This is a genomic window from Sphingomonas lacunae (assembly GCF_012979535.1).
In the GTDB taxonomy this organism is placed as follows: Bacteria; Pseudomonadota; Alphaproteobacteria; order Sphingomonadales; family Sphingomonadaceae; genus Sphingopyxis; species Sphingopyxis lacunae.
Map to the genome: position 1 here is coordinate 2190584 of NZ_CP053015.1, position 23475 is coordinate 2214058.

The following is a 23475-nucleotide window of genomic DNA, read 5'->3' on the forward strand; positions in this document are numbered from 1 at the left end:
GTTAGTTTATTGCAATGGGGCCCCGCGCTTCAGAGCCGTTCGTCCTGATCCCTTCGACAGGCTTAGGGCGAACGGATTAGGGGGAGCGGACAGGGACCTGGGTTTAGTAAGCGATCCAGCAGTCGAGCAGGGCTTTGGCGAGGCCCTTGTCGAGGGCTTCGGCGGCTTCTTCGACGCCCTCGCGCAGGCTCTCTACCTCTTCGGCGACGAGCAGTGCGGCGGCGGCGTTGAACAGGACGGCGTCGCGGTAGGGACCGGGCTGCCCCATAAGGAGCGCCTTAAGTGCGGCAGCGTTCTCGGCGGGTTCACCGCCGCGGATGGCATCGACCGGGTGGCTGGGAAGGCCGGCGTCGGCGGCGCTCCAGCGGGCCATGCTCACGCCGCCGTTGGTGACAGTCGCGACCTCATTGCCGCCCGCGAGGCTGAGCTCGTCGAGACCTTCATCACCCGAGATGATCAGGCTTTTCTCGGTGCCAAGCTGGCCCAGCGCCTCGGCATAGATGGGGACAAAGGCGGGACTGGCGATGCCGATGAGCTGGCGGGTGACGCCAGCGGGGTTGGCGAGCGGGCCCATCAAGTTGAAGATGGTGCGGCGGCCAAGCGCCCGGCGGATTGGTGCAATGCGACCAAGCGCGGGGTGATATTTTTGCGCGAAGAGAAAGGCGATGCCGAGATCAGCGAGGGTGGCCTCTGCTGTTTCAGTCGCGCGGTCGAGATTGAGACCGAGCGCTTCTAGCGTATCGGCGGCGCCGGCCTTGCTGCTGGCAGCGCGATTGCCATGTTTGGCGACGGGCACACCGCAGGCGGCAACGACCAGCGCGACGGCGGTCGAGACATTGAGCGTGTGGTGCCCGTCCCCACCGGTGCCGCAGACGTCGATGGCATTGGCGGGGGCGGTGACGGAGATGAGGCGGGCGCGCATGGCGCGCGCAGCGGCGGCAATTTCGATGGCAGTTTCGCCCCGGTCCGACAAAGCGACGAGGAAGTCGGCGATTGCTTCGGCGCTGACCGTGCCGTCAAGGATGGCGGCAAAGGCGGCGGCGGCTTCGTCGGCACTGAGTGGTTGGGCGGGGTTGGGGAGGGTCATGCCAACCGCTCCAGCTCAGGGAGCGGGCCCGGCGTGAGGCCGGCGATGCGCAGAAAGTTGGCCAGCATCGCGTGGCCATGTTCGGTTGCGATGCTTTCGGGGTGGAACTGGACGCCGTGGATGGGAAGGGTGGCATGGCGCACGCCCATCACCGCGCCGTCCTCGCTGGTGGCGTTGACGATGAGGTCGGCAGGAATGTCCTCGACCACGAGGCTGTGATAGCGGGTGGCGGTGAAGGGGCTGGGCAGACCGGCGAACAGGCCGCTGCCGTCATGGCTGACGCTGGCGGTCTTGCCGTGCATCAGATGACCGCGCACCACCCGTCCACCGAAAGTCTGGCCGATCGCCTGATGACCGAGGCAGACACCGAGCAAGGGACGGTTATGCTCGGCACAGGCGGCGATGAGATCGAGGCTGATGCCGGCGTCATCCGGCGTTCCGGGGCCGGGCGAAATGAGGAAACCGGCGGCATCCGAGGACAGCGCCTGGCCGACGCTCATCGCGTCATTGCGCACGACCTCCACCGCCACGCCCAACTGTTGCAGGTAGTGGACGAGGTTGAAGGTAAAGCTGTCGTAATTGTCGATAACGAGGATCATGCCGGGCATTTAGGCGCAATGAATGCCAAGCCCAAGCGCTTTTGCGGCTTCAGCAGAATGTCGCTGTTTACGAGATGGCAAAGTTGCGGCGGTAGGTTGCGCCGGATCATGACGCCAGCGTCAGGGGATGTGCCGTGAACAGCCGTTTCGCAACCGCCGAAGACCGAGCGCTCCAGAGTTGGTGGAGCCGCTTTGCCGGTTCGCCCATGCAACAGGCGATCCAACTCGAACAATTCACTGACGCCTTTGTTGAGACGCGTCAGGGGACTTGCTGGCTTGACGGCGAATCGGCCTGGCTGCTTGAATCCGACGAGCGGCGCGAGTTCACCGAGCGCGCGCGCGAGATCATCGCCCAGCGCTTTGCGATGGAAGGGCGCGGGTTGATGGCGATGATGATTGTCGCACCAATTGCCTTCATGCTGGTGCAATGGGTGCTTGGCAGTCTTGCCGGACTTGCCGATCCTTGGCCAATGCGCGCGGCGATCGGTGTTGTTTTTTCGCTGGCCTTTGCAGCTTCAATGCCGGTCTATTGGCAAAAGTGGCGGCTGGAAGCGCTACGCCAGAGGATGCGCCTCCGTATGGCAGATCGTGCGCCGCTAAGTGGTGACGCCATTGCAGATAGAAAGCGCAGCAACCCTTGGCAGACGCTGACGCAGGCGCTGGTTGTCATCGTGCTGCTGGTGACCTTGGCGGCAGGGCTTGCCACATATCCGCCCGTGGCCCGGTTGATCGCTCCAATGGGGCTCAACCTGACTGAGGAAATGGTCATGACGCGGTTGACCCCATGGTTGCTGGTGATGATTGTGCTTGTCTGGGCGATGTTCGGCCTCTCGCGCATCCGCCGCTGGCGCAATGGTCGTCGGGATGCCCGGCTGGCCGAGGACCGGATGCTGGCCAGCAGAACCCTGCCCGTCGACATTGTGCCAACGGTACATCCGCTGGCGGGGGACATTGATCGGCTCTAGCGGGTGTCTGGCCCAGAGACGCGCTCGCTCACCACGATCATCGGCCCCAGGGGCACATCCTGATCGAACCGGCCCGAAGCGGCATCCCACAGGCTGGAGACGAAACCATCGAGGAACAGGGCGTTGGGGCAATCGAGCCGGTCGCGAAACAGGCGGGCGAGCTTGCCGAACGAGACCTTGTCGTCGCTGATGACGAAGACGGGAAGGCCAGCGGTGGTGACGCCAACACCATTGCGGATCTTGCGCGACGGGCCGTCGGGAGCGATGCGTGGATGGAGCGCGCCATTGATGACGAGCATCGGGCCGGATTGGGTAGCGTAGCGAATGCCGGTGGGCGCGGTAGCAGCGAAGCTGTCGGTCGTGGCGACGTGGAAACCCGCTGCATCCTGCCAGAAGACGCCATTGGGCAGCAGGTGGAAATTGCCGTCGCCCTCGCGCCGGTTGAGCCTATGGCCTTTGCGGCCATCCTCGACATAAAGGCCGATGGGGCGCCCTTTGAGGTCATACATGCCGGCGTTCATCGCTAAGCTGACGCGGGTGGATGCAGGGCCGAGGAGCTTGGCGAGATTGCCGAAGGTGAGCAGAGGTTTACCATCGGCGCCAGTGGCCGCAAGGCGCAGGTCGTGACGGGCGGGATCGAGGCGGCAGACGGTGAAGCGGGAGCCTTCAAACTCGATGGGCTCGCAGGCGGGCTGGACGGCATTGCGGCGCTGTTCCGGGCGGGCATAGAGTTGCCACAGGCCAGTGGCGGCGAGGATGAAGACTATGGCGAGGATAATCCGCCGACCGCGCCGGACGTGGTAATGGGCGAGACGGTCGCCCGACGGAGTCACTGTCCGAACCCTGCCTCTCCGGCGAGGCGGATGGCTTCGCGGGCGGCAGCCACAAGCGCGCCGGCCTTGGCTTCGCATTCGCGCTGTTCATAGTCTGGCACCGAATCGGCGACGATGCCTGCGCCGGCGGTGACGTGGAGCGTGCCGTCCTTGACGATGCCGGTGCGCAGGACGATGCAGCTGTCCATCGTGCCGTCGGGGGCGAAATAGCCGATGCCGCCGGCGTAGGGCCCGCGCGTTTCTGGTTCGAGGCTGGCGATGATTTCAGCCGCACGGACTTTGGGGGCGCCCGACACAGTGCCAGCGGGGAAACCGGCGAACAGCGCGTCGATGGCGTCCTTGTCTGGCGCCAGCCTGCCGACGACGTTCGAGACGATGTGCATGACATGGCTGTAGAATTCGACGGCGTAGCTGTCGGTCACGCGGACAGTGCCAGCGGCGGCGGCGCGGCCGACATCGTTGCGGCCAAGATCGAGCAGCATGAGATGCTCGGCGCGCTCCTTGGGATCAGCCAGCAGGCTGTCGCGGTTGGCGATGTCTTCGGCGGCGCTGGCTCCGCGTGGACGGGTTCCGGCAATCGGCCGGATGGTGATCTCGCCATCGCGGACGCGGACCAGGATTTCCGGTGATGAGCCAACCACCGCAAAGCCCGGCATGTCGAGGAAATAGAGGAAGGGCGAGGGGTTGATGCGCCGCAGCGAGCGGTAAAGCTGGAACGGCGGCAGCGGGAAGGGTGCGGTGAAGCGCTGGGCGAGGACGACCTGGAAGATGTCGCCCGCGACGATATGCTCCTTCGCGGCCAGCACCATCTCGTGATAGCGGCCGGCGGGGAGCGTCGGGTTGAGCGCAATGCCGGCGGGATCGGGCAGGGCGGTGAGGTCGGTTGCGTCCTCGATCGGCAGCGGCCCGGCGAGGCGAGCGGCAGCGGCCTCAATGCGGTCCTGCGCCTCGGATACAACCTGTTCCGGAGAAATGCTGCCGGGCCAGACGGGCGCGGCAAAGGTCAGTTGGTCGGTGAGCCGGTCAAAGACGAGGATCAATGTCGGCCGGACGAACAGCATGTCGGGCACGTCGACCGGATTGGGCGCAGGACGCGGCAGTTTTTCGACCAGGCCATAGCTTTCATAGGCGAAATAGCCGACGAGGCAGGCGAGGGTAGGTGGCAGACCCTCGGGCATTGGGTCGATACGGCATTCGGCGACGAGGGCGCGCAATGTTTCGAGTGGATTGCCGTCGAGCGGGGCAAAGGCGCTGCGATCGGTTGCCCAGTGGCGGTTGATCTCGCTGGTGGTGCCCTGACCGCGAATGACCAGATCAGGGGCGAGTCCGATCAGGCTATAGCGGCCACGCGTTTCGCCGCCTTCGACTGATTCCAGCACCCAGTCCCCCCGGCCCGGTTCGATCAGCTTGAGCGCCGCGGAAACGGGGGTTTCAGTGTCACAGATTCGGCGCGACCAGATGAGGCCGGGCATCCCCTTGGCGAGTGCATCGCGTGCCGCGTCACGACCGGCAATGCCCTGTACTGGCGATGACATGCTCACGCCCGATGATACCCCTGTTTGCGATCAGCCAGAGATGACTGGCGCGATGATCAGTTGGCCGGAGCAGCTGTGCCGGTCATTTCGGCACGCAAGGTGGCAAGCGCTTCGCGGTCCAAAGTGACAGGAAAGGCCGCGCGGGCAGCTGCGACAATCGATTCTATCAACTCGCCACCCAACGGATCACGGAACTGTTGCTGTACCGATTGGATCAATTCAGGTGCTTCAGCAGCATTGCCCCGGATCGAACGGGCGAGATGCAGAACCATCCAGCCAGCTCCGGCCGGCAGCTCCAGCGTTCTGGTCGAACCCTGTGGCATCGAGAAGAGCAGGGTGATTTCCGGGGGCACTCGCTGCCCCGTCTGGTTGAGATTGATCCGCCGCCCACTGATGGTCTGCACCGAAGTCGAGACCCCGGCCGCAGCAGTGGCGGCGGCAAGCGACTGACCACCTTCAACCGCGGCAAGGATCTGCCGTGCCTTGGCCCGCGCCACCTTGGCGCCTTCATTGCGGCGCCAGTCGGCGACAACGGCCTCGCGGATCGAGGCGAGCGGTGGCGGAGCCGCAGGCACCAGCTGTGCCACTTCGACAAGGGCAAAGCGGCGGTTTTCCTCTATCTGGATCAGCTGACCGGCATCCCCTTCATGCCCGGAAAAAGCCGGGCCGATAAGCGGTGCGAGGACAGGGTCAGGGCGGAAACCCGGATTGCCGGGCGCGGTGCCATTGGGCAGGATCGCCGGGGTGGTAACGACCTGGAGGCCCTTGTCCTGGGCTACTTCAGCGACAGACGCACCGCTGTTCAGCGCGGTTTGCACGCTATTGTACAGGTCGACCATGGCCTCTTGCCGCTTGCGCTCGGCAACGATGCGGGTGAGTTCAGGGGTCGCTTCGGCAAGCGAGCGGGCGGGCCGCCGATTGATTTCTTCGACCTTGAGAACGATGAAGCCTAGCGGCACCTGCAACGGGCCTACTGTGGCGCCCTGATTGGCGGCAAAGGCCGCGCGGGCAACCTCGGCGCTGGTCTGTCCAGCAAAGCTGGCTTCGCTGGTCGCTGTCACCGGCGCGGCGGACAGGCCGGCGGCCGAGGCAGCGGCGGCAAGGCTTTGTCCACCGCGGATGCCCGCTGCGATGCGGTCTGCCACGGCACGGCTGCCGGCAATGACCTGGCTCAGGCGCCGGCTTTCCTGCGCGGCATATTGGCCAGCATTGGCGGTAAATTCGGCCTGGATTTCAGCAGGCGTCGGCGGGGCAATGGTGCCGAGCGCCGATTCATCCAGCAGGGCATAACGGATCGATCGTCGTTCGGGTATCGTATAGCGGGCGCGCTGGTTCCTGTAGAATTCAGTCAGTTGCGCCTCAGTCGGTGCGCCGCCGGGTGCATAGGCTGATGCCGGAATGAAGGCGGCTTGGCCTTCGCGTTGTTCGAGCAGCAGCGACGCATAGGTGGCAGCCATGCCCTGCGGTATCTGAAGCGACGCACCGATTGGCTGGACCAGCTGGCGGACGATGGCGTCATTTTCCATGTCGCGGCGCAGGCGCTCATCGGTCAGCCCGACTTCGCCGATCCGGCGTTCATAAACGGTCTGGTCAAAACTGCCGTTGAGGCCGGCGAATGCCGGGTTGCGGGCGATGGCGGCGTCAATGAACAATTTGTCCACGCTAATTCCGCGCGAGCGCGCATATTGTTCGAGAGCAAAATAGTCGGCGCTTTCCTCCACCAGCTTGTCAAAGCTGTCACCGGCCAGAAATTCCGCCATCGTCAGGCCGGGCTGTTGCTGGGCTGCCCTGTCATAGGCGAGTTTGATGCGCGTACGCACATCCGCCGCCGTGAGCTCCCGCTTGCCCACGGCCATGACATGTCCGCTTGATACGCTGGCGTTGGGAGCGACAATGTTGACATCACCCAGCAGGAACATGATGCCCAGGATGACAAGCAGGGTAAGGGCCACAAAGGCCCCGATCTTTGATGTGACCGTGCGGCGAATGGCGGTAATCATGCGGGAGGGGCCACTATCCTGAAAAGGGAGCCGGTCCGGTTGGGACCAGCATGGATTGAGAGCCGCTTTAGGCAAGGCCGGGGCTGGCTTCAACCCTGCTCTGTTGGACCACCTGCGGCAAGGCAGATGAAAAGCGGTGCGGGTTGCGGTTGAGGCGAGCCGATGCTGTCGCTAGGGGAGGCAGGACTCATACGGCACAGGACTGCCAAAGCACCAAGGGGACGAGGCGATGCGGCGCAAATTTATTGTCGGCAACTGGAAGATGAACGGTTCGCGTGATTCCATCCACGAGGCCAAGGGGATTGCCGAAGCCGCCAAAAACTACCCTTCTGTCGATGTCGCATTGTGCCCTCCCTTCACTCTGGTGGCGGGTTTCGCCTTTGCCCTGCCCGAGTTCAGCATCGGTGGGCAGGATTGTCATGTGAAACCATCCGGTGCCTTCACCGGCAGTGTTTCGGCGGCGATGCTGGCCGACGCACGGGCCAAGCTCGTGATCGTTGGCCATAGCGAGCGCCGCGAGGGGTTGGGCGAGACGAATGACGAGATAAAGGCCAAGTGCGAAGCCGCCCTGACCGAGGGGTTGCGGGTCATTGTTTGCGTCGGTGAACCCCTGTCGGTGCGTGAGGAAGGCAAAGCGATTGATTATGTGCTGGCGCAGGTAGCAGGCAGCCTGCCCTATGCGCTGCTGAAGGACCCGTCGCAGGTAGCCATCGCCTATGAGCCGATCTGGGCCATTGGCACAGGACTGACACCGTCTTCCGATGATATTGCCGCGATGCATGGCGCCATTCGCGCCGCATTGGGCGACGCGGGCGAAGTGATGGCGATCCTGTACGGTGGCTCGGTCAATGGCGACAATGCCTCGGAAATCCTGCATTTGCCTGATGTTGATGGTGCGCTGGTAGGCGGCGCCAGCCTGACTGCCGACAAATTTGTGCCGATCATCGCGGCAGCAGCCTGCTGATCCTGCAGGTGCTACCGCCGGGGCTGATCCCGCAGCGGTTGATTGCCGGGCCATTGCGCCCTATGTGCGCGGTCAACTAGGTGGCAGACGCGTCGCCCATTCCCGTTTCAGCAGGTTGTGCAGCAGATGGCTTATACTCTCATCCTCGTCATTCAGGGCCTTGTTACCTTGGCGCTGATCACCGTCATTCTGATGCAGAAATCGGAAGGCGGTGGCCTGGGGGTAGGTGGCAGTCCCGCTGGCTTCCTCTCGGCGCGCGGTGCTTCCGATTTTCTCAGCCGGGCAACCGCAATCCTGGCATCCATCTTTGTCGGCTTGTCGATCCTGTTGGCGGTTCTGGCATCGATCAACCATGGCGCGTCGAAAGTCGATGCCGACGCCGCAACCAAGTTGGCGCCGCCGCCCACTGCACCGGTCCAGCCGCTCAACCCGACAGCTCCGGTAACCGGATCTCCACTGACGACCGGTGCGCCGGTGACCGGTCCTGCCGATCCATTGGCTGGCGCCGCGAGCAAGGGTGCGATGGCACCGGCTACCCCTGCACCTGCGGACAAGGGTGTGCCGCTTCAACAGTAAGGATAAGGGCACGCAGGCCCCTTGATCTTTGCCAAATTGGTGCTCAGACGGTGCGTGCCGGGCATCCCGATCTCATTCTTCCATCTTTCGGTTGATTGGCAGTTGGCGACCCCATGCGTTTCGCCGCTTGCACCGAATCGATTCGACCAGCTAGGCGACTCCTCCCATGGCGCGGTACATTTTCATCACCGGCGGCGTGGTCTCCTCGCTCGGCAAAGGTCTCATGGCAGCGAGCCTCGCGGCTCTGTTGCAGGCGCGCGGCTATCGTGTGCGCATCCGCAAGTTCGATCCCTATCTCAATGTCGATCCGGGGACGATGTCGCCCTATCAGCATGGCGAAGTCTATGTGACCGACGATGGGGCCGAGACCGACCTCGACCTGGGTCATTATGAGCGCTTCACAGGCGTGTCGGCGCGGCAGAGCGACAATGTCACCTCGGGGCGCATCTATCAGCAGATCATCACCAAGGAACGGCGCGGCGACTATCTGGGCGCGACGGTGCAGGTGGTGCCGCACGTGACCGACGCAATCAAGGCCTTCGCGCTTGCCGAGACCGATGATCTGGACTTTGTCCTGTGCGAGATCGGCGGCACTGTGGGCGATATTGAATCGCTGCCGTTCATCGAGGCGATCCGCCAGCTGCGCAACGATCTGGGTCGTGACAAGACGGTGTCGGTCCATGTGACGCTGGTGCCCTATATCGCGGCGGCGGGTGAGCTGAAGACCAAGCCGACGCAGCACAGCGTGCGCGAGCTGGCGGCGCTGGGCGTGCAGCCCGACATTTTGCTATGCCGTTGCGAAAAGCCGCTGCCCGAGGGCGAGCGGGCGAAAATCGCGCAATTCTGCAACGTCCGCAAGGAAGCGGTGATCCCCGCGCTCGACGCGCAGAGCATTTATGCGGTGCCGCTGCAATATCATGCCGAAGGGCTGGATGACGAAGTGCTCCGCGCTTTCGGCATCCATGACGCCAAGGAACCTGATGTCAGCCGCTGGCTCGACATCATGGATCGCCACCATAACCCCGAGGGTGAAGTGACCATTGGGGTGGTCGGCAAATATGTCGCGCTGCCCGATGCCTACAAGTCGCTGTCCGAGGCGCTGGTGCATGGCGGCATGGCCAACCGGGTCAAGGTCAACATCCGCTGGATCGACGCCGAACTGTTCGAGAGCGGCGAGGATGATCTGGTGGCGCGGCTCGAGCCGCTGCACGCCATTCTCGTCCCCGGCGGCTTTGGCGAACGCGGCAGCGAGGGCAAGATTGCCGCAGTGCAATTTGCCCGCGAACGCGGCGTGCCTTTCTTTGGCATCTGCCTCGGCATGCAGATGGCGTGCATTGAGGGCGCGCGGAACACAGCCGGCATCACCGACGCGACATCAAGCGAGTTTGGTCCTGGGGGGTCGCCGATCGTCGGCATCATCACCGAATGGATGACCGAGGAGGGATTGCAGACCCGTCAGGAAGGCGGCGATCTGGGCGGCACGATGCGGCTCGGTGCCTATCCGGCCGCGCTGTCGCCCAACAGCCATGTCGCCACCCTCTATGGTTCCAACCTGATCAGCGAGCGGCACCGCCACCGCTATGAGGTCAACGCACGATATCGCGAGCAGCTGGAGAAGGGCGGTCTGGTATTCTCGGGCATGTCGCCCGATGGCCTGCTGCCCGAGATCGTCGAGCGGCCCGACCACCCCTGGTTCATTGGCGTGCAGTTCCACCCGGAACTGAAGTCCAAGCCGTTTGATCCGCATCCGCTGTTCGCCGGATTCATTGAGGCAGCGGTCAAGCAGAGCCGCTTGATGTAAAGGCTGGCGCGCGCCGGTCGCGCCCGGATTGCGCCTGTCTCTCCATAAATAGGGCTCCGGTGTCGCCACCGGAGCCCCCCGTGTTCGCAGTTGTTTCGCGGGATCAGGCGGCGGCCTTGTCCTCGCTTGCTTCACTGGCTTCCGGCTGCACGTCGATTACCGGTGTTTCCGGCGCGGCAGTACCGATGGCGATCTTCTGCGGCTTGAGCGCCTCAGGAATTTCGCGGAGCAATTCGATGGTCAACAGGCCATCGGCAATATTGGCGCCGGTGACGCGGACGAAATCGGCGAGGTCGAAGCGGCGCTCGAAATTGCGCGTGGCGATGCCGAGATGGACGAAGCGGCTGCGATCCTGCTCGGCGCTTTGCGCCTTGCTGCCCTTGACGAGGAGCTGGTTCTGCTGCGCGGTGATGTCGATCTCGTCCGCCTTGAAGCCGGCGACGGCGATGGTGATGCGATAGGCATTGGCATCGATCCGCTCGATGTTGAACGGCGGATAATTGTCGCTGACGTGGGCGGTGGCATTTTCGAGCGCGTCAAACACGCGGTCAAAGCCGACAAAGCTGCGGCGATAGGGGGTAAAGTCAAAACGGGTCATGGTCATATCCTCCATTGAGCAATGTGACGGGCGGGACCCCGGATGGGCGTCCCTGTCTGTCTGTCCGGCCCCGAAGCGACCGGACATTGGAGGATATGGGAGGAGGATTTCGGGGTTCAAGGGGGCCGGGTTGCCCCTCCGTCACGGGCTTCGCCCGTGCCACCTCCCCATCGCAAGACGATGGGGAGGAAGGAGCGGATCACCCCATCGGGTAGAGGATGTCCCTCGTCACCTTTTTGACTGCCTTCATGACGTCATCGCTCAGCGTCAGGTCGATGGCGGCGAAGATCGGGTCGAGCTGATCAAAGCGGCTCGCGCCGACGATGGTCGAGGCGACGAAATCATGCTGTTTGGACCAGGCGGTGGCGAGGGTGACGGGGTGCATGCCAGCCTCCGCCGCAATCGCCATGAAGCGTTCGGTCGAGGCGAGGGTGCGTTCGTTGACGAAGCGCTGCGCCATGATCGTATGGCGGCCGCCGCGGGTGATGTAGTTGGAGAAGCGCGCGCCTTCTGGCGTCGCGCCGCCCTGATATTTCCCCGAGAGGACGCCGCCGGCGATCGGCGAATAGGGCAGCAGGCTGACCCCTTCCTGACGGCAGACCTGCGCCAGTTCATCCTCGAAGCGGCGATTGTTCATGCTGAAATTGTTCTGGATCGTCTGGTAGCCGGCGACGCCGAGCCGTTCGCTTGCCTGGATCGACTTCATCAGTCCCCAGCTGGTCTCGTTCGAGCAGCCGACAACACGCACCTTGCCTGCGCGGATCAGCTCGTCGAGCGTCTCCATCGTCTCGTCATAGGCGGTGTCATGATCGGGCCAGTGGGTCTGGTAGAGATCGATATAGTCGGTCTGCAGCCGCTTGAGGCTGCCCTCGATGGCGCGGGTGATGTTGTGCCGGTCCATCGCGGTCATCGCCGAGCGCTGGGCCGACTTGATCCAGCCGTGGCTGGGGCCCGAAACCTTGGTGGCGAGGATGATGGCGTCGCGCGACTTGGTCTTCATCCAGCGCCCGACGATTTCCTCGGTGACGCCGCCCCATTTGGGATCGGGCGGGACAGGGTAGTTTTCCGCCGTGTCGAAGAAGTTGATTCCGGCATCGAACGACGCATCCAGGATGCGGAAAGCCTCTGCTTCGTCGGTTTGCGAGCCGAAGGTCATCGTTCCCATGCAGATATCGGATACGTAGATGGCGCTTTTGCCGAGGCGGCGATGCTGCATGGTTTCTCTCCCTAGCCCTTTGGGCGGCCGATGATTCTGTTGAGATCGTCTTGCCCGTCCGTGTGCCGACGGCGCAAGGGCTGGCGATGCAAACTGCCTGCAGTGACAGGGCGAGGGTAACCAGAAAGCGAAACGCCCCGGCCAGAGTCTGACCGGGGCGCTCGCGTGACGATGGATACCCGTCCCCCGATGGGTAATCCGGAACAGCGTCGGCCGACCCGTCTTTATCGCAGGCGGCGCGCCGTAAGCTCCCTGAACCTGGCCGATGATTGATCGGTCTGGAACGAGACCTGACTATTGTGCCGCAGTGCCGCTGTCACCCGCCAAGCGCCAAATAGAGAGCGATTTGGCAGACCCTGTGCCATCCATGCAACAATGGCTGTTTGGGCGGGTGCCGTAGCGGCAGTCTGATTTGAGCGAGGACGGCATTGCGTGGATGCGGCACAGCGCCTAGATCATCCCCACCACTCGCGCCCCTGCGGGACACCAAGTTGCGGACCATCGCCCCCATGTTCCTTTCCGCCTATGAGCGCCTGATCATCAAACGCTATCTGTTGCCGGTGAAGGGGGAAGGTTTCATCTTCATCGCCGCCATCTTCAGCTTTTTCGCCATTTTGCTTGGCGTCTGGGCGTTGGTGATCGTGATGAGTGTGATGAACGGTTTTCGCGCTGAGCTGTTCGACAAGATCGTTGGCCTCAACGGCCATGCGGTGGTTCAAGGTTATGATGGGCGGCTAGATGACTGGCGTGACGTGCTGCGTGAAGCCAAGGCAACGCCGGGCGTGACCGAGGCAACGCCGCTGATCGAACAGCCTTTGCTGGCGAATGCGCAGGGGCGGGTCGGAGCGGTGCTGGTACGCGGCATGACCGAGGCGGACATCCATTCCAACGCGACGCTGGGCGGCAAGGTGCTGGCCGGCAATTTGCGCGATGTGACCGCCGGGAGCGGGCGGATAGCCGTAGGATCGCAACTGGCGCAAACGCTGGGGCTTTCGGTGGGTTCACCGGTGAGCATCATCAATCCGGCGGGTCGATCGACACCCTTCGGCACGGTGCCGCGCGAGATTGGCTATACGGTCGGCGCTGTGTTCGAGATTGGCGTGTTCGAGTTCGACAAGGCCTATGTCGTCATGCCGATGGCCGATGCCCAATCCCTGATGCTGTCGGGAGACAGTGTCGGGATGATTGAGGTGACCACCACCGACCCCGACCAGGTTCGGGACATATTGCAGCCATTGGCCCAGAAAGTCGCGGGAAGGGCCGTGATCACCACCTGGGAGCAGATGAATGCCAGCCTGTTCGAGGCGCTGGCGGTCGAGCGGGTGGCAATGTTCGTCATCCTGTCGATCATCATCCTCGTCGCCGCGTTCAACATCGTCTCGTCGCTGATCATGCTGGTGCGGACGCGAACGCGGGACATCGCGATACTCCGGACGATTGGCGCGGAGCGGCGATCCATCCTCAAGATATTCCTGACCATCGGAACGACCATTGGCGTGCTGGGGACGATTGCCGGCCTGATCCTTGCCGCGATTTTCCTCTATTTCCGTCAGTCGGTGGTGCGCGGCGTGGAGTTTCTGACCGGCCAGAATCTGTGGGATCCGTCGATCCGCTTCCTCACCGAATTGCCGTCGAAGCCCGATCCGTTCGAGATATTTCTGATTTGCGCGATCGCTATCGTTTTCAGCTTCCTCGCGGCGCTCTATCCGGCGCTGAAGGCGGCCAATACCGATCCTGTGCAGGTGCTGCGTTATGAGTGAGGCTGTCTTGTCTGTTGCCGGACTGAAGCGCAGCTTTGTCCAGGGCGAGGTAACCATCGAGGTGTTGCGTGGTGTCGATTTCGATCTGCAGCCGGGCGAGATTGTTGCGCTTCTGGGACCTTCGGGATCGGGTAAATCAACGCTGTTGCAGGCAGTCGGCCTGCTAGAGGGTGGTTTCGAAGGATCAATCCGGATCAACAGCATAGAGGCCGCGACCCTCGACAATGAGGGCCGCACCAAGATGCGGCGTGAGCAGCTGGGTTTCATCTATCAGTTTCATCATCTGCTCCCGGACTTCAGTGCACGAGAGAATGTCGTGCTGCCACAACTGGTGCAGGGGCACAGCGAGGCAGAGGCCAGCGAGCGGGCAACGCAATTGCTCGGCGCGCTGGGTCTCAGCGAGCGGCTGGACCACAAGCCGGCCAAGCTTTCGGGCGGGGAACAGCAACGTGTGGCGGTGGCGCGGGCGCTGGCCAACCGGCCGCGACTGATCCTTGCCGACGAGCCGACCGGCAATCTCGACGAGGGCACAGCCGACATCGTCTTTGCGCAATTTGTCGAGCTGGTGCGGGCCGAGGGGTCGGCGGCGCTGGTGGCGACGCATAATGAGGGATTGGCCCGCAGGATGGACCGTGTGGTGCGACTGCATGAGGGGTTTTTGCAGGAGGCAGGGGCATGAGCGGACTGGGCGATTTCACGGTCAAGCAGCCGGATGGCAGCGCCGAGGCGATGGCAGCGCATCTCGGCAAGGTGCTGTTGGTGGTCAACACCGCTTCCAAATGCGGATTTACGCCGCAATATGCGGAGCTTGAGGCCCTGTACCGCGATTACAAGGATCGCGGGTTCGAGGTGCTGGCATTCCCGTGCAACCAGTTCGCCGGGCAGGAGCCCGGCAATGCCGAGGAAATCGCCAACTTCTGTTCACTGACCTATGATGTCAGCTTCCCCATCTTTGCCAAGGTCGATGTCAACGGCAGTGACGCTGACCCGCTGTGGGACTGGCTCAAGGCGGAGAAGCCCGGCCTGCTGGGCATTGGCGCGATCAAGTGGAACTTTACCAAGTTCCTCGTTGATCGCAGCGGCAAGGTGGTGTCGCGTCACGCGCCGACGGTGCGGCCCGAATTGTTGCGCAAGGAAATCGAGGCGCTGCTCGGCTGAGTGCTACCCCTAGGCGAATCGGCGACGCCTGCTAAGGTGGGCCCATGCCCTACGCCCCCTTTGTGCCTTTGCGGATTTTCTCCAGCTTTACCATGCTGGAGGGCGCGTTTGAGCCAAAGACGATCGCAAAGCAGGCGAAAAAGCACGGTTTTCCGGCTGCCGCGATTTGCGACCGCAATGGTCTCTATGGGGCGATGTCCTTTTCCGATGCCTGTCTGGACGCGGGTGTTCAGCCAATCATCGGCAGCTTGGTCAGCGTGGCGCGACCGGCACGCGGCGATGCCCGGGAAGGCGATGCACCGACCATCGACTGGCTGGCGCTGTTTGCGCAGGATGAGACCGGCTATGCCAACCTCTGCCAGATCGTCAGCCAGGCGCATCTATCGCCCGAACATGGCGAGGAGCCGCATATCCGCTTTGAGGCACTAGAAGGACAGACCGACGGGTTGATTTGCCTGACTGGCGCCGGCGAGGGTGCGTTGGCGCGGTTGCTGGCAGATGGGCAGGCGAATGAGGCAGAGGCCTATGCGGCGCGACTGGAGGCGCTGTTTCCTGGGCGGGTCTATATCGAACTCGCTCGACGTGGCGATGCGGTAGAGGAGAAGGCGGAGTCGGCGCTGATTGACCTTGCCTATGCACGTGATCTGCCTTTGGTCGCGAGCAATCCCTGCTGCTTTGCCGAGCGCGATTTCCATGCGGCGCATGACGTGCTGCTGTGCATCGCGCAATCGGCCTATATCGAGAGTGATGATCGGCGGAAGAGCTCGGCAGAGGCGTGGCTCAAAAATGCCGAGACGATGGAGGACATGTTCTCCGATCTACCCGAGGCGCTGGCCAATACGCTGGTCGTGGCCCAGCGTTGCGCGGTGCGGGCACCGACGCGCAAGCCGATCCTCCCCTCTATTGCCGGGGACCGCGAGGGTGAGGCGGCGCAACTGCGCGAGGATGCGCGGGCCGGCCTGTGCGAGCGGCTGAGGGTCTATGCGCCGGGCATGGATGATGCGGCGCTGGAGGCGGCCTATCCCGACTATTTCCAGCGGCTGACATTCGAAGCCGACATCATCGCGGAGATGGGCTTCCCCGGCTATTTCCTGATCGTTGCCGACTTCATCAAATGGGCCAAGGCGCATGACATTCCGGTGGGGCCGGGGCGTGGATCGGGCGCGGGCAGCCTTGTCGCATGGTCGCTGACGATCACCGACCTGGACCCGTTGAAGCTGGGCTTGCTCTTCGAACGCTTCCTCAACCCCGAACGCGTGTCGATGCCCGACTTCGATATCGACTTTTGCGAAACGCGGCGCGGTGAAGTCATCCGCTATGTGCAGGAGAAATATGGCCGCGACACGGTGGCGCAGATCATCACATTCGGAACGATGAAGGCGCGCGCCGTGCTGAAGGACACCGGGCGCGTGCTGCAAATGGGCTATAATCAGGTCGACCGGCTGGCCAAGCTGGTGCCCAACCATCCGACGGACCCATGGGATCTGGAGCGGGCGCTGAATGGCGTGCCCGAACTCCATGCCGAATATAAGCAGCAGGATGGCGTGCGCCGGCTGTTCGACATGGCGAAGCGGCTCGAGGGCCTGCCGCGCCACAGTTCGACCCATGCTGCCGGTGTGGTGATCGGCGACCGGCCGCTGGCGCAATTGGTGCCGCTCTATCGCGATCCGCGCTCGGACATGCCGGTGACGCAATTCGACATGAAATATGTCGAGGGCGCCGGTCTGGTGAAGTTTGACTTCCTCGGCCTAAAGACGCTGTCAGTGTTGCGTGAGGCTGTACGCCTGCTCGAACGGCGCGGAGTGACGATAAACCTCGATACGCTGGCATGGGATGACCCGTCGGTTTACGAGCTGCTCCAGCGTGGCGACACCGTGGGTGTGTTCCAGCTGGAATCGGAGGGGATGCGGCGCACGCTGTCGGCGGTGCGGCCGTCCAACTTCGGCGACATCATCGCGCTCGTGTCACTCTACCGCCCTGGCCCGATGGACAATATCCCGAGCTTTGGCCGACGCAAGAACGGGCAGGAGGAGATCGTCTGGCCGCATCCGCTGCTCGAACCGATCCTGTCCGAAACCTATGGCATCTTCGTCTATCAGGAACAGGTGATGCAGGCCGCGCAGGTGCTCGCCGGCTACAGCCTTGGCGGCGCCGACCTTCTCCGCCGGGCGATGGGTAAAAAGAAGCAAGAGGAGATGGACGCGCAGCGCGCCACCTTTGTCGAAGGGTGTGAGCGGGTGAACCAGATCCCGGCGGCCAAGGCCAATGAACTGTTTGATTTGATCGACAAGTTCGCCGGCTATGGCTTCAACAAGAGCCACGCGGCGGCTTATGCGCTGCTCGCTTACCAGACCGCATGGCTCAAGGCGCATTATCCGCACGAATTTTATGCCGCATCGATGAGCTTTGACATCGACCAGACCGACAAGCTGTCGGTGTTCGTTGATGATGCCCGTCGGTTGGACGTGGCAGTGGCGGGGCCGTGCATCAATGCCAGCGAGGCCAGCTTCTCGGTCGAGCCCGATGGGGAGGGCTGGCGGGTGCGCTACGGCCTCGGCGGGCTCAAGGGCGTTGGCGAAAAAGCAATGGAGCAATTGGTTGCCGAGCGGGCGGCCAAGGGTTCCTTTGCCAGCCTCGACGATTTTGCCGAGCGTGTCGATCCGCGCCTGCTCAACCGACGCCAGATTGAGGCGCTGGCAGCCGGTGGGGCGTTCGATTGCGTCCATCCTGAGCGGGCGGCGGTGCATGGCGGCGCGGAAGTGCTGTTGGCGACGGCCGCCAGCGCGGCGGATGCGCGCGCGACCGGGCAGGGCGGCCTGTTTGGTGGTGATGTTCTGACTATGCCGGCGGTCCATCTGCCCAAGGTTGAGCCTTGGTCGATGGCGGAGGCGATGGCCAAGGAGAAAGACGCCTTTGGCTTTTATTTTTCAGCACATCCGGTGTCGCGCTATCAGGCATTGGCCCAGTCGCTGCGGGCCCGCACCTGGGGAGAGCTGGCCGCGAGCACGCCCGCGCCGCCGGGTGAGCGGCGTCCGGCCACCATGGCGGTTCTGGTGGAAGCGGCCAAATGGCGGACTTCCCAGCGTGGCAATCGCTATCTGATGCTGACTTTGTCTGACCGGTCTGGCCAGTTCCAGTCGAGCTGTTTTGACGATGGTGTGGCAAATACGCTGGAAGCTCTGGCCAATGAGGCACGCTGTGCCCTGCTTGGGGTCGAGCTCGACTGGCGCGAGGGTGAAGAAGCACCGCGCATTGCCATTCGTTCGGCCAAGTCACTTGATTCGCTTGTCGAGGCGACGCCGTTGCGTCTGACGGTGACTATCGACAGTGAGGCGCCTCTGGCTGAACTCAAGCGACTGCTTGGCGGCGTCAACGGCGGACGGGGCGAAGCGGTGATCATGGTGGAACCAGAGGGTGCCGAAGCGCCCATTGCCATGCTGCGCGTAGGCCGCGATCATGGATTTGATCAGGAACTGGTCCGCCGTATCGAGCGATTGGCGGGAATTCGTGCAGTGGCATTGACCCTGATGGGGTCAATGGCACAAGCAGCGTAAGGAAAAGTCCCGAACACGGGAAGACGACAAAAGAGTGGAGAGAGACAGATGCCCATTGGTGGAATTCAACAGCAACCGTTGGTCGTCAACAGCCTGATAGACCATGCCGCGCGGGAACATGGCGCGCGTGAAATTGTAACCTATTGGGCAGATGGCACACTTGAACGGTCAAGCTGGGGCGATATCCATCTGCTGGCCCGCAAAATGGCCCAGGCTCTGGTGCGTCTGGGCATGGGCAAGGGCGATCGCATAGCGACGCTTGCCATGAATCATATGCACCATCTTGCCGCCTGGTACGGCGCGGCGGGGATGGGCGGCGTGTTGCATACCGTCAACCCGCGCCTGTTTGACGAGCAACTCGTCTATATCATGAACCATGCATCTGACCGTGTCCTGTTGTTCGACCGGGCATTTCTGCCGATCGTCGAGCGGTTGCGACCGCAACTCAATACGATCGAGCATTTCATCCTGTTCGACAGTGCCGCCGAGGGCGATTATCTGGGCTTCCGCGAATGGGTTGGCGCAGAGGATGGCCATTACAGCTGGGTCGAGCTGGCCGAAAGTGATCCGTGCGGCCTGTGCTACACCAGCGGCACGACCGGCAATCCCAAGGGCGTGCTCTATCTGCACCGGTCGAACGTGTTGCATGCGCTGGCGGAAATGCAGCCGGACGTCTTCGATCTTTCGGCCAGGGCCGTGGCGCTGCCGGTTGTCCCGATGTTCCATGCCAACGCGTGGGGTCTGCCTTATGCGGCGGCGGCAGCTGGCGCCAAGCTCGTCTTTTCCTGCACCAATGACGCCACGGTCCTGTGGAAGCTGATCCGCGAGGAGAAGGTGACGCACAGCGCGGGCGTGCCGACAGTGTGGCTGTCGATGTTCGCCGATCTGGATACCAATGGCGGCGATTATGCGCGGCTGCGCCATGTTGTCATTGGTGGATCGGCGGCACCGCGCGCGATGATCGAGCGACTTATGCGCGCTGGCATCACCGTAGCCCATGCATGGGGCATGACCGAAACCAGCCCGATCGGCACAATGGGTGCCCGCCCCTATAACTGGGATGACATGAGCTTTGACGAGCAGGTGGACATGGTCACCAAACAGGGAAGGGTTCCCTATGGTGTCGAACTGCGCGTTGTGGACGACAATGATGAGGTCCTGCCGCGCGATGGCACGTCCAGTGGTCGTTTACAGATCCGCGGTCACTGGATCATCCAGCGCTATTTCGAGGCAGAGGCAGATGCGGCCGATGCCGATGGCTGGTTCGATACGGGGGATGTGGCGATGATCCACCCGGACGGCGTCATGCAGATCACTGACCGCGCCAAGGATGTGATCAAGTCCGGCGGCGAATGGATCAGCTCGATTGAACTGGAAAATGCCGCGATGGGTGCACCCGGCGTTGCGGAGGCCGCCGCTGTGGGCGTTCCCCATCCGAAATGGGATGAACGTCCGCTGTTGCTGGTCGTGCGCAAGCCGGGCAGCAGCGTGACCGCAGACGAAATCAACGCCCACCTGGTCAACCATGTTGCAAAATGGTGGCTGCCCGACGAGATCAAGTTCGTCGACAGCCTGCCGCACACAGCCACCGGCAAGCTGCTCAAGCGCCAGCTGCGCGACGAATACAAGAGCTACAAGCTGGCGAACCTAGGATGAGCGGCGAGGCGCATATCGACCCCACGCGGGCGGCGTTTGACGCGTTCAAGGCGCTGCCCCGCGACGAGCCAATCTGGATGCTCAATCTGGTGCGTTATCGCGACCTGGCGGATTATCCCGAAGGCCATGCACTGCACGGGCAGGGGTTTAGCGGAGCCGAAGCCTATCGCCTTTATGGCGAAGACAGTGATCCGATCTTTTCCCGCGTGGGCGGCAAGGTGGTCTGGCGCGGAGCGATGCAGTTGATGCTGACCGGTCCGGCGGACGAACAATGGGACACGATCTTCATTGCCCATTATCCGACCGCCGGCGCCTTTCTCGCCATGGTCACCGACCCTGATTATCGGGAGGCGGTCAAACACAGGCAGGCAGCAGTGCTGACCAGCCGTCTGGTGCGGATGCAGTCGCTTGATACGAGTGGCGGCTTTGCTTGATGGCTGACAGCGTGGGAGCCTCTCTCCATACAAGACTGACTCGCCGATTTGACCTCACGACGCCCTTGGCGCTGGCGCCGATGGCAATGGGATCAGGCGGCGCACTGGCTGCTGCCTGGGCTAAAGCAGGCGCCTTGGGTCTGGTGGGTGGCGGCTATGGCGAACTCGACTGGACGGCGCGCGAATATACTCTGGCAGCAGACGCGTTGGCGGGTGATGCGGCGGCCACGCATCGCCTTGGCTGCGGGTTCATCAGCTGGAGGCTGGAGCAGGACGCGAGCGCTTTTGACTGGCTTTTGGACCAGCCAGCAAGGCCAGCGGCGGTAATGCTGTCCTTTGGAGACCCAACGCCATGGGTCAGACGGCTCCGCGACCGAGGCATTGCCGCCCTGTGCCAAATCCAGTCGGTGGCGCAATTGCAGCAAGCGGTTGATGCAGGGGCAGACGGCATTGTGGCGCAAGGCGGTGAGGCGGGGGGCCATGGCGCGCGGACTGACGGCGCGCGCGGCACCTTTACGCTGGTGCCTGAGCTTGCCGATCGGTTGGCGGCCGTGGCGCCGGAGACGCTGCTGCTGGCGGCGGGCGGCATTGCCGATGGACGCGGTCTCGCCGCAGCACTAGTGCTGGGCGCCGATGGTGCGCTGATCGGCAGCCGGGCGTGGGTGACCACGGAATCGCTGGCGTCGACCGGTGCCAAGGCGCAGGCAGTGGCAACTGGGGGCGATGAGACGGCGCGCAGCGGCATCTTTGACATATTGCGCCGCAAGAACTGGCCCGCCGACTATGGATTTCGTGCAATCCGTAATGCGATGCACCGGCAGTGGGAGGGGCGTGAGGCGGACCTCCGCGCCGACCCGGAACCGGCGATTGCCCTCTTTGAAGCTGGGGTTAAGTCGGCAGATTTTGATCGCGCCAATGTGACTGTTGGTGAAGCGACGGGCCTGATCAATGATGTGCCGAACAGCGCCGCACTGGTAACGCGCATGACCGCCGAGGCCGCGGCATTGTTACCCTGATTGGACGTTTTCAGAACAATCGCATCTGTCCGTTGCGTTCTGGCGGCGTGAACTGGGTGCAGTCCAGATCAACTGGTGGAGTGTCGAGGTCGTAGGCGCGGATGGCGCGTTTGAAACGGGCGCGGATAAGATCGGCCCAAACACCAGTCCCCTTCATCCGCGTCGCAAAATTGGGATCATTATCGCGCCCGCCGCGTATGTCCTGAATGATGCTCATCACGCGGGCGGCGCGATCAGGGAAATGGGCGTCGAGCCATTGGCGAAACAGGGGCGCTACTTCGTGTGGCAGGCGGACGACGATGTAGGTGGCGCGGTAGGCGCCCGCGTTGGCCGCCGCAGCGAGGATGCGCTCCATTTCATGATCGGTGATGGAGGGGATCACCGGCGAAACATTGACCTGTACCGGGACTCCTGCCTTGGCCAGCGCCTCGATCGCCTTCAGCCGTTTGGCCGGATGCGGCGCGCGCGGTTCAAGCGAGCGGGCAATTGCGGCGTCGAGCGTGGTGACCGACAGCGACACGCACAAGAGCTTACGCGAGGCCATCTCAGCCAGCAGGTCGAGATCACGCAGGATGCGATCGCTCTTGGTGGTGATGATCAGCGGATGACCGGTTTCCGAGAGGATTGCGAGCAACTGCCGGGTAATCTGCCACTCGCGCTCGATCGGTTGATAGCCGTCAGTATTGGTGCCCATGGCGAGCGGCGCGACCCGGTAGCCTGGCGCTGATAATTCGCGCCGCAACAGTTGAGCCGCATCGGGCTTTACCGTCAGTCGTGTTTCGAAATCGAGACCGGGGGAAAGGTCCAGAAAGGCGTGTGTCGGCCGGGCATAGCAATAGATGCACCCATGTTCGCAGCCGCGATAGGCATTGATCGAGCGGTCAAAGCCGATGTCGGGTGAGCTGTTGCGGGCGATGATGGTGCGCGGCCGTTCGAGGCTGACGGTCGTCGAAGGCGCGGTGGGCTCCCCATCCACTGACTGGCGCTCGTCGAGCCAATCGCCATCGGCCTCCCGCACGGGCAGCGAAAAGCGGCGCGACGACTGGTTGGACGGTGCGCCTCGCCCAGGGATCGCAGGGGGGAGAGGAGGCGCGCCGTCCATGGTCCCGGATTAGCGGGTTAATTCGAACATAACAAGAACATTCCTCCCAACAGGGCAGCAAATATGCAGTTTGGCTCTAGTCCATGCGGTAGAGGTGAAGCTCGGCCTTGCCGACTTTGCGGCTGACGAGATGGGAGAGTGTGGCGCATTGGGGCACATAGCCATGACCTGTTTCTACGCTGACCATGGTGCCGGGGGCGGTCCAGCCGCGCGAGACGAGCTGGTCAAGCAGTGCATCAAGCCCATCCTGTGCATAGGGTGGATCGAGCAGGATCAGATCGAACGGCTTGGTTTGCTCGGCCAGGGTGAGGGCAGAGACCTGGCGAATCTCTGCGCCCTTGGCGGCGAGGCTGGCAACATTGGTGCGGATGGCCGCGATGGCGTCTCGATCGGTGTCGACAAAAAGACAGGAGGCGGCGCCACGCGACAATGCCTCTAGCCCGAGCGCTCCCGATCCGGCGAACAGGTCAGCCACGCTGAGCCCGGTGAAGCCGCCGAGCCGGCTGGTCAGCATCGAAAAGAGAGTTTCGCGCGCGCGATCAGCGGTCGGACGGGTGGTTGCTCCGGCGGGAGCCACCAGCTTGCGTCCGCGCCATGCGCCCGCGATGATACGCATTCCCG

Annotated in this window: 20 protein-coding genes; 11 read left to right on the plus strand and 9 right to left on the minus strand. The window is 63.1% G+C overall.

The window, feature by feature from the left end:
• Window positions 1-103: 103 nt before the first annotated feature.
• Together trpD and GV829_RS10525 are read right to left on the minus strand one after the other, a co-directional pair.
• Window positions 104-1087, minus strand: a complete 984-nt coding sequence (gene trpD / locus GV829_RS10520) for an anthranilate phosphoribosyltransferase (protein WP_169946470.1) — start codon at window positions 1085-1087, stop codon at window positions 104-106.
• A complete protein-coding gene (locus GV829_RS10525; RefSeq protein WP_169948237.1) occupies window positions 1084-1686 on the minus strand; it encodes an anthranilate synthase component II in 603 nt (200 codons plus the stop codon). The genes trpD and GV829_RS10525 overlap by 4 nt, the downstream gene beginning before the upstream one ends.
• Before the next feature lie 134 nt (window positions 1687-1820).
• Here GV829_RS10525 and GV829_RS10530 point away from each other — a divergent pair, with 134 nt between their 5' ends.
• Complete coding sequence (locus GV829_RS10530) at window positions 1821-2651, plus strand: hypothetical protein (protein WP_169946472.1); 831 nt, start codon at window positions 1821-1823, stop codon at window positions 2649-2651.
• Here the strand turns inward: GV829_RS10530 and GV829_RS14340 are convergent.
• Genes GV829_RS14340 through GV829_RS10545 form a run of 3 tightly spaced genes read right to left on the minus strand, consistent with a single transcriptional unit; the run spans window position 2648 to window position 7019 of the window.
• Window positions 2648-3484 carry a phosphodiester glycosidase family protein gene (locus GV829_RS14340; RefSeq protein WP_246202839.1) on the minus strand — a complete coding sequence of 279 codons (837 nt, stop codon included), beginning with the start codon at window positions 3482-3484 and terminating at the stop codon, window positions 2648-2650. The two genes, GV829_RS10530 and GV829_RS14340, sit on opposite strands and share 4 nt — an antisense overlap.
• Window positions 3481-5019, minus strand: coding sequence for an anthranilate synthase component I family protein (locus GV829_RS10540; RefSeq protein WP_169948241.1), 1539 nt, complete (start codon window positions 5017-5019; stop codon window positions 3481-3483). The genes GV829_RS14340 and GV829_RS10540 overlap by 4 nt, the downstream gene beginning before the upstream one ends.
• 56 nt (window positions 5020-5075) lie before the next feature.
• Complete coding sequence (locus tag GV829_RS10545; RefSeq protein WP_169946474.1) at window positions 5076-7019, minus strand: peptidyl-prolyl cis-trans isomerase; 1944 nt, start codon at window positions 7017-7019, stop codon at window positions 5076-5078.
• A gap of 229 nt (window positions 7020-7248) precedes the next feature.
• On the opposite strand from GV829_RS10545, the gene tpiA reads away from it, so the two are divergent.
• From tpiA to pyrG, 3 genes are all read left to right on the plus strand, one after another.
• Window positions 7249-7983 (plus strand): triose-phosphate isomerase, encoded by a 735-nt coding sequence (gene tpiA, locus GV829_RS10550; RefSeq protein ID WP_169946476.1) that lies wholly within the window; start codon window positions 7249-7251, stop codon window positions 7981-7983.
• A 126-nt stretch (window positions 7984-8109) separates the two neighbouring features.
• Entirely contained in the window at window positions 8110-8559 is a 450-nt protein-coding gene (gene secG / locus GV829_RS10555) for a preprotein translocase subunit SecG (protein WP_169946478.1), read from the plus strand.
• Window positions 8560-8725: 166 nt separating this feature from the next.
• Window positions 8726-10360 carry a CTP synthase gene (gene pyrG / locus GV829_RS10560; RefSeq protein ID WP_169946480.1) on the plus strand — a complete coding sequence of 545 codons (1635 nt, stop codon included), beginning with the start codon at window positions 8726-8728 and terminating at the stop codon, window positions 10358-10360.
• A gap of 103 nt (window positions 10361-10463) precedes the next feature.
• On the opposite strand, the gene GV829_RS10565 is transcribed toward pyrG, so the two are convergent.
• Both GV829_RS10565 and GV829_RS10570 read right to left on the minus strand, forming a co-directional pair.
• On the minus strand, window positions 10464-10958 hold the full coding sequence (locus GV829_RS10565) for an Hsp20 family protein (RefSeq protein ID WP_169946482.1): 495 nt from the start codon (window positions 10956-10958) through the stop codon (window positions 10464-10466).
• 199 nt (window positions 10959-11157) lie between these two features.
• A complete protein-coding gene (locus tag GV829_RS10570) occupies window positions 11158-12174 on the minus strand; it encodes an aldo/keto reductase (RefSeq protein WP_169946484.1) in 1017 nt (338 codons plus the stop codon).
• 509 nt (window positions 12175-12683) lie between these two features.
• On the opposite strand from GV829_RS10570, the gene GV829_RS10575 reads away from it, so the two are divergent.
• From GV829_RS10575 to GV829_RS10605, 7 genes are read left to right on the plus strand one after another with little or no spacing between them, the layout of a single operon-like run.
• Window positions 12684-13934 (plus strand): lipoprotein-releasing ABC transporter permease subunit, encoded by a 1251-nt coding sequence (locus tag GV829_RS10575; RefSeq protein WP_169948243.1) that lies wholly within the window; start codon window positions 12684-12686, stop codon window positions 13932-13934.
• Window positions 13927-14613 (plus strand): ABC transporter ATP-binding protein, encoded by a 687-nt coding sequence (locus tag GV829_RS10580; RefSeq protein ID WP_169946486.1) that lies wholly within the window; start codon window positions 13927-13929, stop codon window positions 14611-14613. The genes GV829_RS10575 and GV829_RS10580 overlap by 8 nt, the downstream gene beginning before the upstream one ends.
• The gene (locus GV829_RS10585; RefSeq protein WP_169946488.1) at window positions 14610-15092 is read left to right on the plus strand and encodes a glutathione peroxidase; all 483 of its coding nucleotides are present in this window, start codon (window positions 14610-14612) and stop codon (window positions 15090-15092) included. Before GV829_RS10580 ends, GV829_RS10585 begins: the two co-directional genes overlap by 4 nt.
• 44 nt (window positions 15093-15136) lie before the next feature.
• Entirely contained in the window at window positions 15137-18646 is a 3510-nt protein-coding gene (dnaE, locus tag GV829_RS10590) for a DNA polymerase III subunit alpha (RefSeq protein ID WP_169946490.1), read from the plus strand.
• 48 nt (window positions 18647-18694) lie between these two features.
• Window positions 18695-20302, plus strand: a complete 1608-nt coding sequence (locus GV829_RS10595) for a long-chain fatty acid--CoA ligase (RefSeq protein WP_169946492.1) — start codon at window positions 18695-18697, stop codon at window positions 20300-20302.
• Window positions 20299-20736, plus strand: a complete 438-nt coding sequence (locus tag GV829_RS10600; RefSeq protein WP_169946494.1) for a DUF1330 domain-containing protein — start codon at window positions 20299-20301, stop codon at window positions 20734-20736. Before GV829_RS10595 ends, GV829_RS10600 begins: the two co-directional genes overlap by 4 nt.
• Window positions 20736-21752, plus strand: a complete 1017-nt coding sequence (locus GV829_RS10605) for an NAD(P)H-dependent flavin oxidoreductase (RefSeq protein ID WP_169946496.1) — start codon at window positions 20736-20738, stop codon at window positions 21750-21752. The genes GV829_RS10600 and GV829_RS10605 overlap by 1 nt, the downstream gene beginning before the upstream one ends.
• 10 nt (window positions 21753-21762) lie before the next feature.
• Here GV829_RS10605 and GV829_RS10610 read toward each other — a convergent pair whose 3' ends face one another.
• Window positions 21763-22854 carry a PA0069 family radical SAM protein gene (locus tag GV829_RS10610; RefSeq protein WP_169946498.1) on the minus strand — a complete coding sequence of 364 codons (1092 nt, stop codon included), beginning with the start codon at window positions 22852-22854 and terminating at the stop codon, window positions 21763-21765.
• 76 nt (window positions 22855-22930) lie between these two features.
• On the minus strand, window positions 22931-23470 hold the full coding sequence (rsmD, locus tag GV829_RS10615; RefSeq protein WP_169946500.1) for a 16S rRNA (guanine(966)-N(2))-methyltransferase RsmD: 540 nt from the start codon (window positions 23468-23470) through the stop codon (window positions 22931-22933).
• Window positions 23471-23475 lie beyond the last annotated feature (5 nt).

Bases quoted from the DNA above. Each gene is read 5' to 3' on its own strand.
- GV829_RS10595 (WP_169946492.1), top strand. From the start codon at position 18,695: ATGCCCATTGGTGGAATTCAACAGCAACCGTTGGTCGTCAACAGCCTG.
- secG (WP_169946478.1), top strand. From the start codon at position 8,110: ATGGCTTATACTCTCATCCTCGTCATTCAGGGCCTTGTTACCTTGGCG.
- GV829_RS10570 (WP_169946484.1), bottom strand. From the start codon at position 12,174: ATGCAGCATCGCCGCCTCGGCAAAAGCGCCATCTACGTATCCGATATC.
- GV829_RS10610 (WP_169946498.1), bottom strand. From the start codon at position 22,854: ATGGACGGCGCGCCTCCTCTCCCCCCTGCGATCCCTGGGCGAGGCGCA.
- rsmD (WP_169946500.1), bottom strand. From the start codon at position 23,470: ATGCGTATCATCGCGGGCGCATGGCGCGGACGCAAGCTGGTGGCTCCC.
- tpiA (WP_169946476.1), top strand. From the start codon at position 7,249: ATGCGGCGCAAATTTATTGTCGGCAACTGGAAGATGAACGGTTCGCGT.
- GV829_RS10580 (WP_169946486.1), top strand. From the start codon at position 13,927: ATGAGTGAGGCTGTCTTGTCTGTTGCCGGACTGAAGCGCAGCTTTGTC.
- GV829_RS10540 (WP_169948241.1), bottom strand. From the start codon at position 5,019: ATGTCATCGCCAGTACAGGGCATTGCCGGTCGTGACGCGGCACGCGAT.
- trpD (WP_169946470.1), bottom strand. From the start codon at position 1,087: ATGACCCTCCCCAACCCCGCCCAACCACTCAGTGCCGACGAAGCCGCC.
- GV829_RS10585 (WP_169946488.1), top strand. From the start codon at position 14,610: ATGAGCGGACTGGGCGATTTCACGGTCAAGCAGCCGGATGGCAGCGCC.
- GV829_RS10575 (WP_169948243.1), top strand. From the start codon at position 12,684: ATGTTCCTTTCCGCCTATGAGCGCCTGATCATCAAACGCTATCTGTTG.
- GV829_RS10565 (WP_169946482.1), bottom strand. From the start codon at position 10,958: ATGACCCGTTTTGACTTTACCCCCTATCGCCGCAGCTTTGTCGGCTTT.
- GV829_RS10600 (WP_169946494.1), top strand. From the start codon at position 20,299: ATGAGCGGCGAGGCGCATATCGACCCCACGCGGGCGGCGTTTGACGCG.
- GV829_RS10525 (WP_169948237.1), bottom strand. From the start codon at position 1,686: ATGATCCTCGTTATCGACAATTACGACAGCTTTACCTTCAACCTCGTC.
- GV829_RS10605 (WP_169946496.1), top strand. From the start codon at position 20,736: ATGGCTGACAGCGTGGGAGCCTCTCTCCATACAAGACTGACTCGCCGA.
- GV829_RS10545 (WP_169946474.1), bottom strand. From the start codon at position 7,019: ATGATTACCGCCATTCGCCGCACGGTCACATCAAAGATCGGGGCCTTT.
- dnaE (WP_169946490.1), top strand. From the start codon at position 15,137: ATGCCCTACGCCCCCTTTGTGCCTTTGCGGATTTTCTCCAGCTTTACC.
- pyrG (WP_169946480.1), top strand. From the start codon at position 8,726: ATGGCGCGGTACATTTTCATCACCGGCGGCGTGGTCTCCTCGCTCGGC.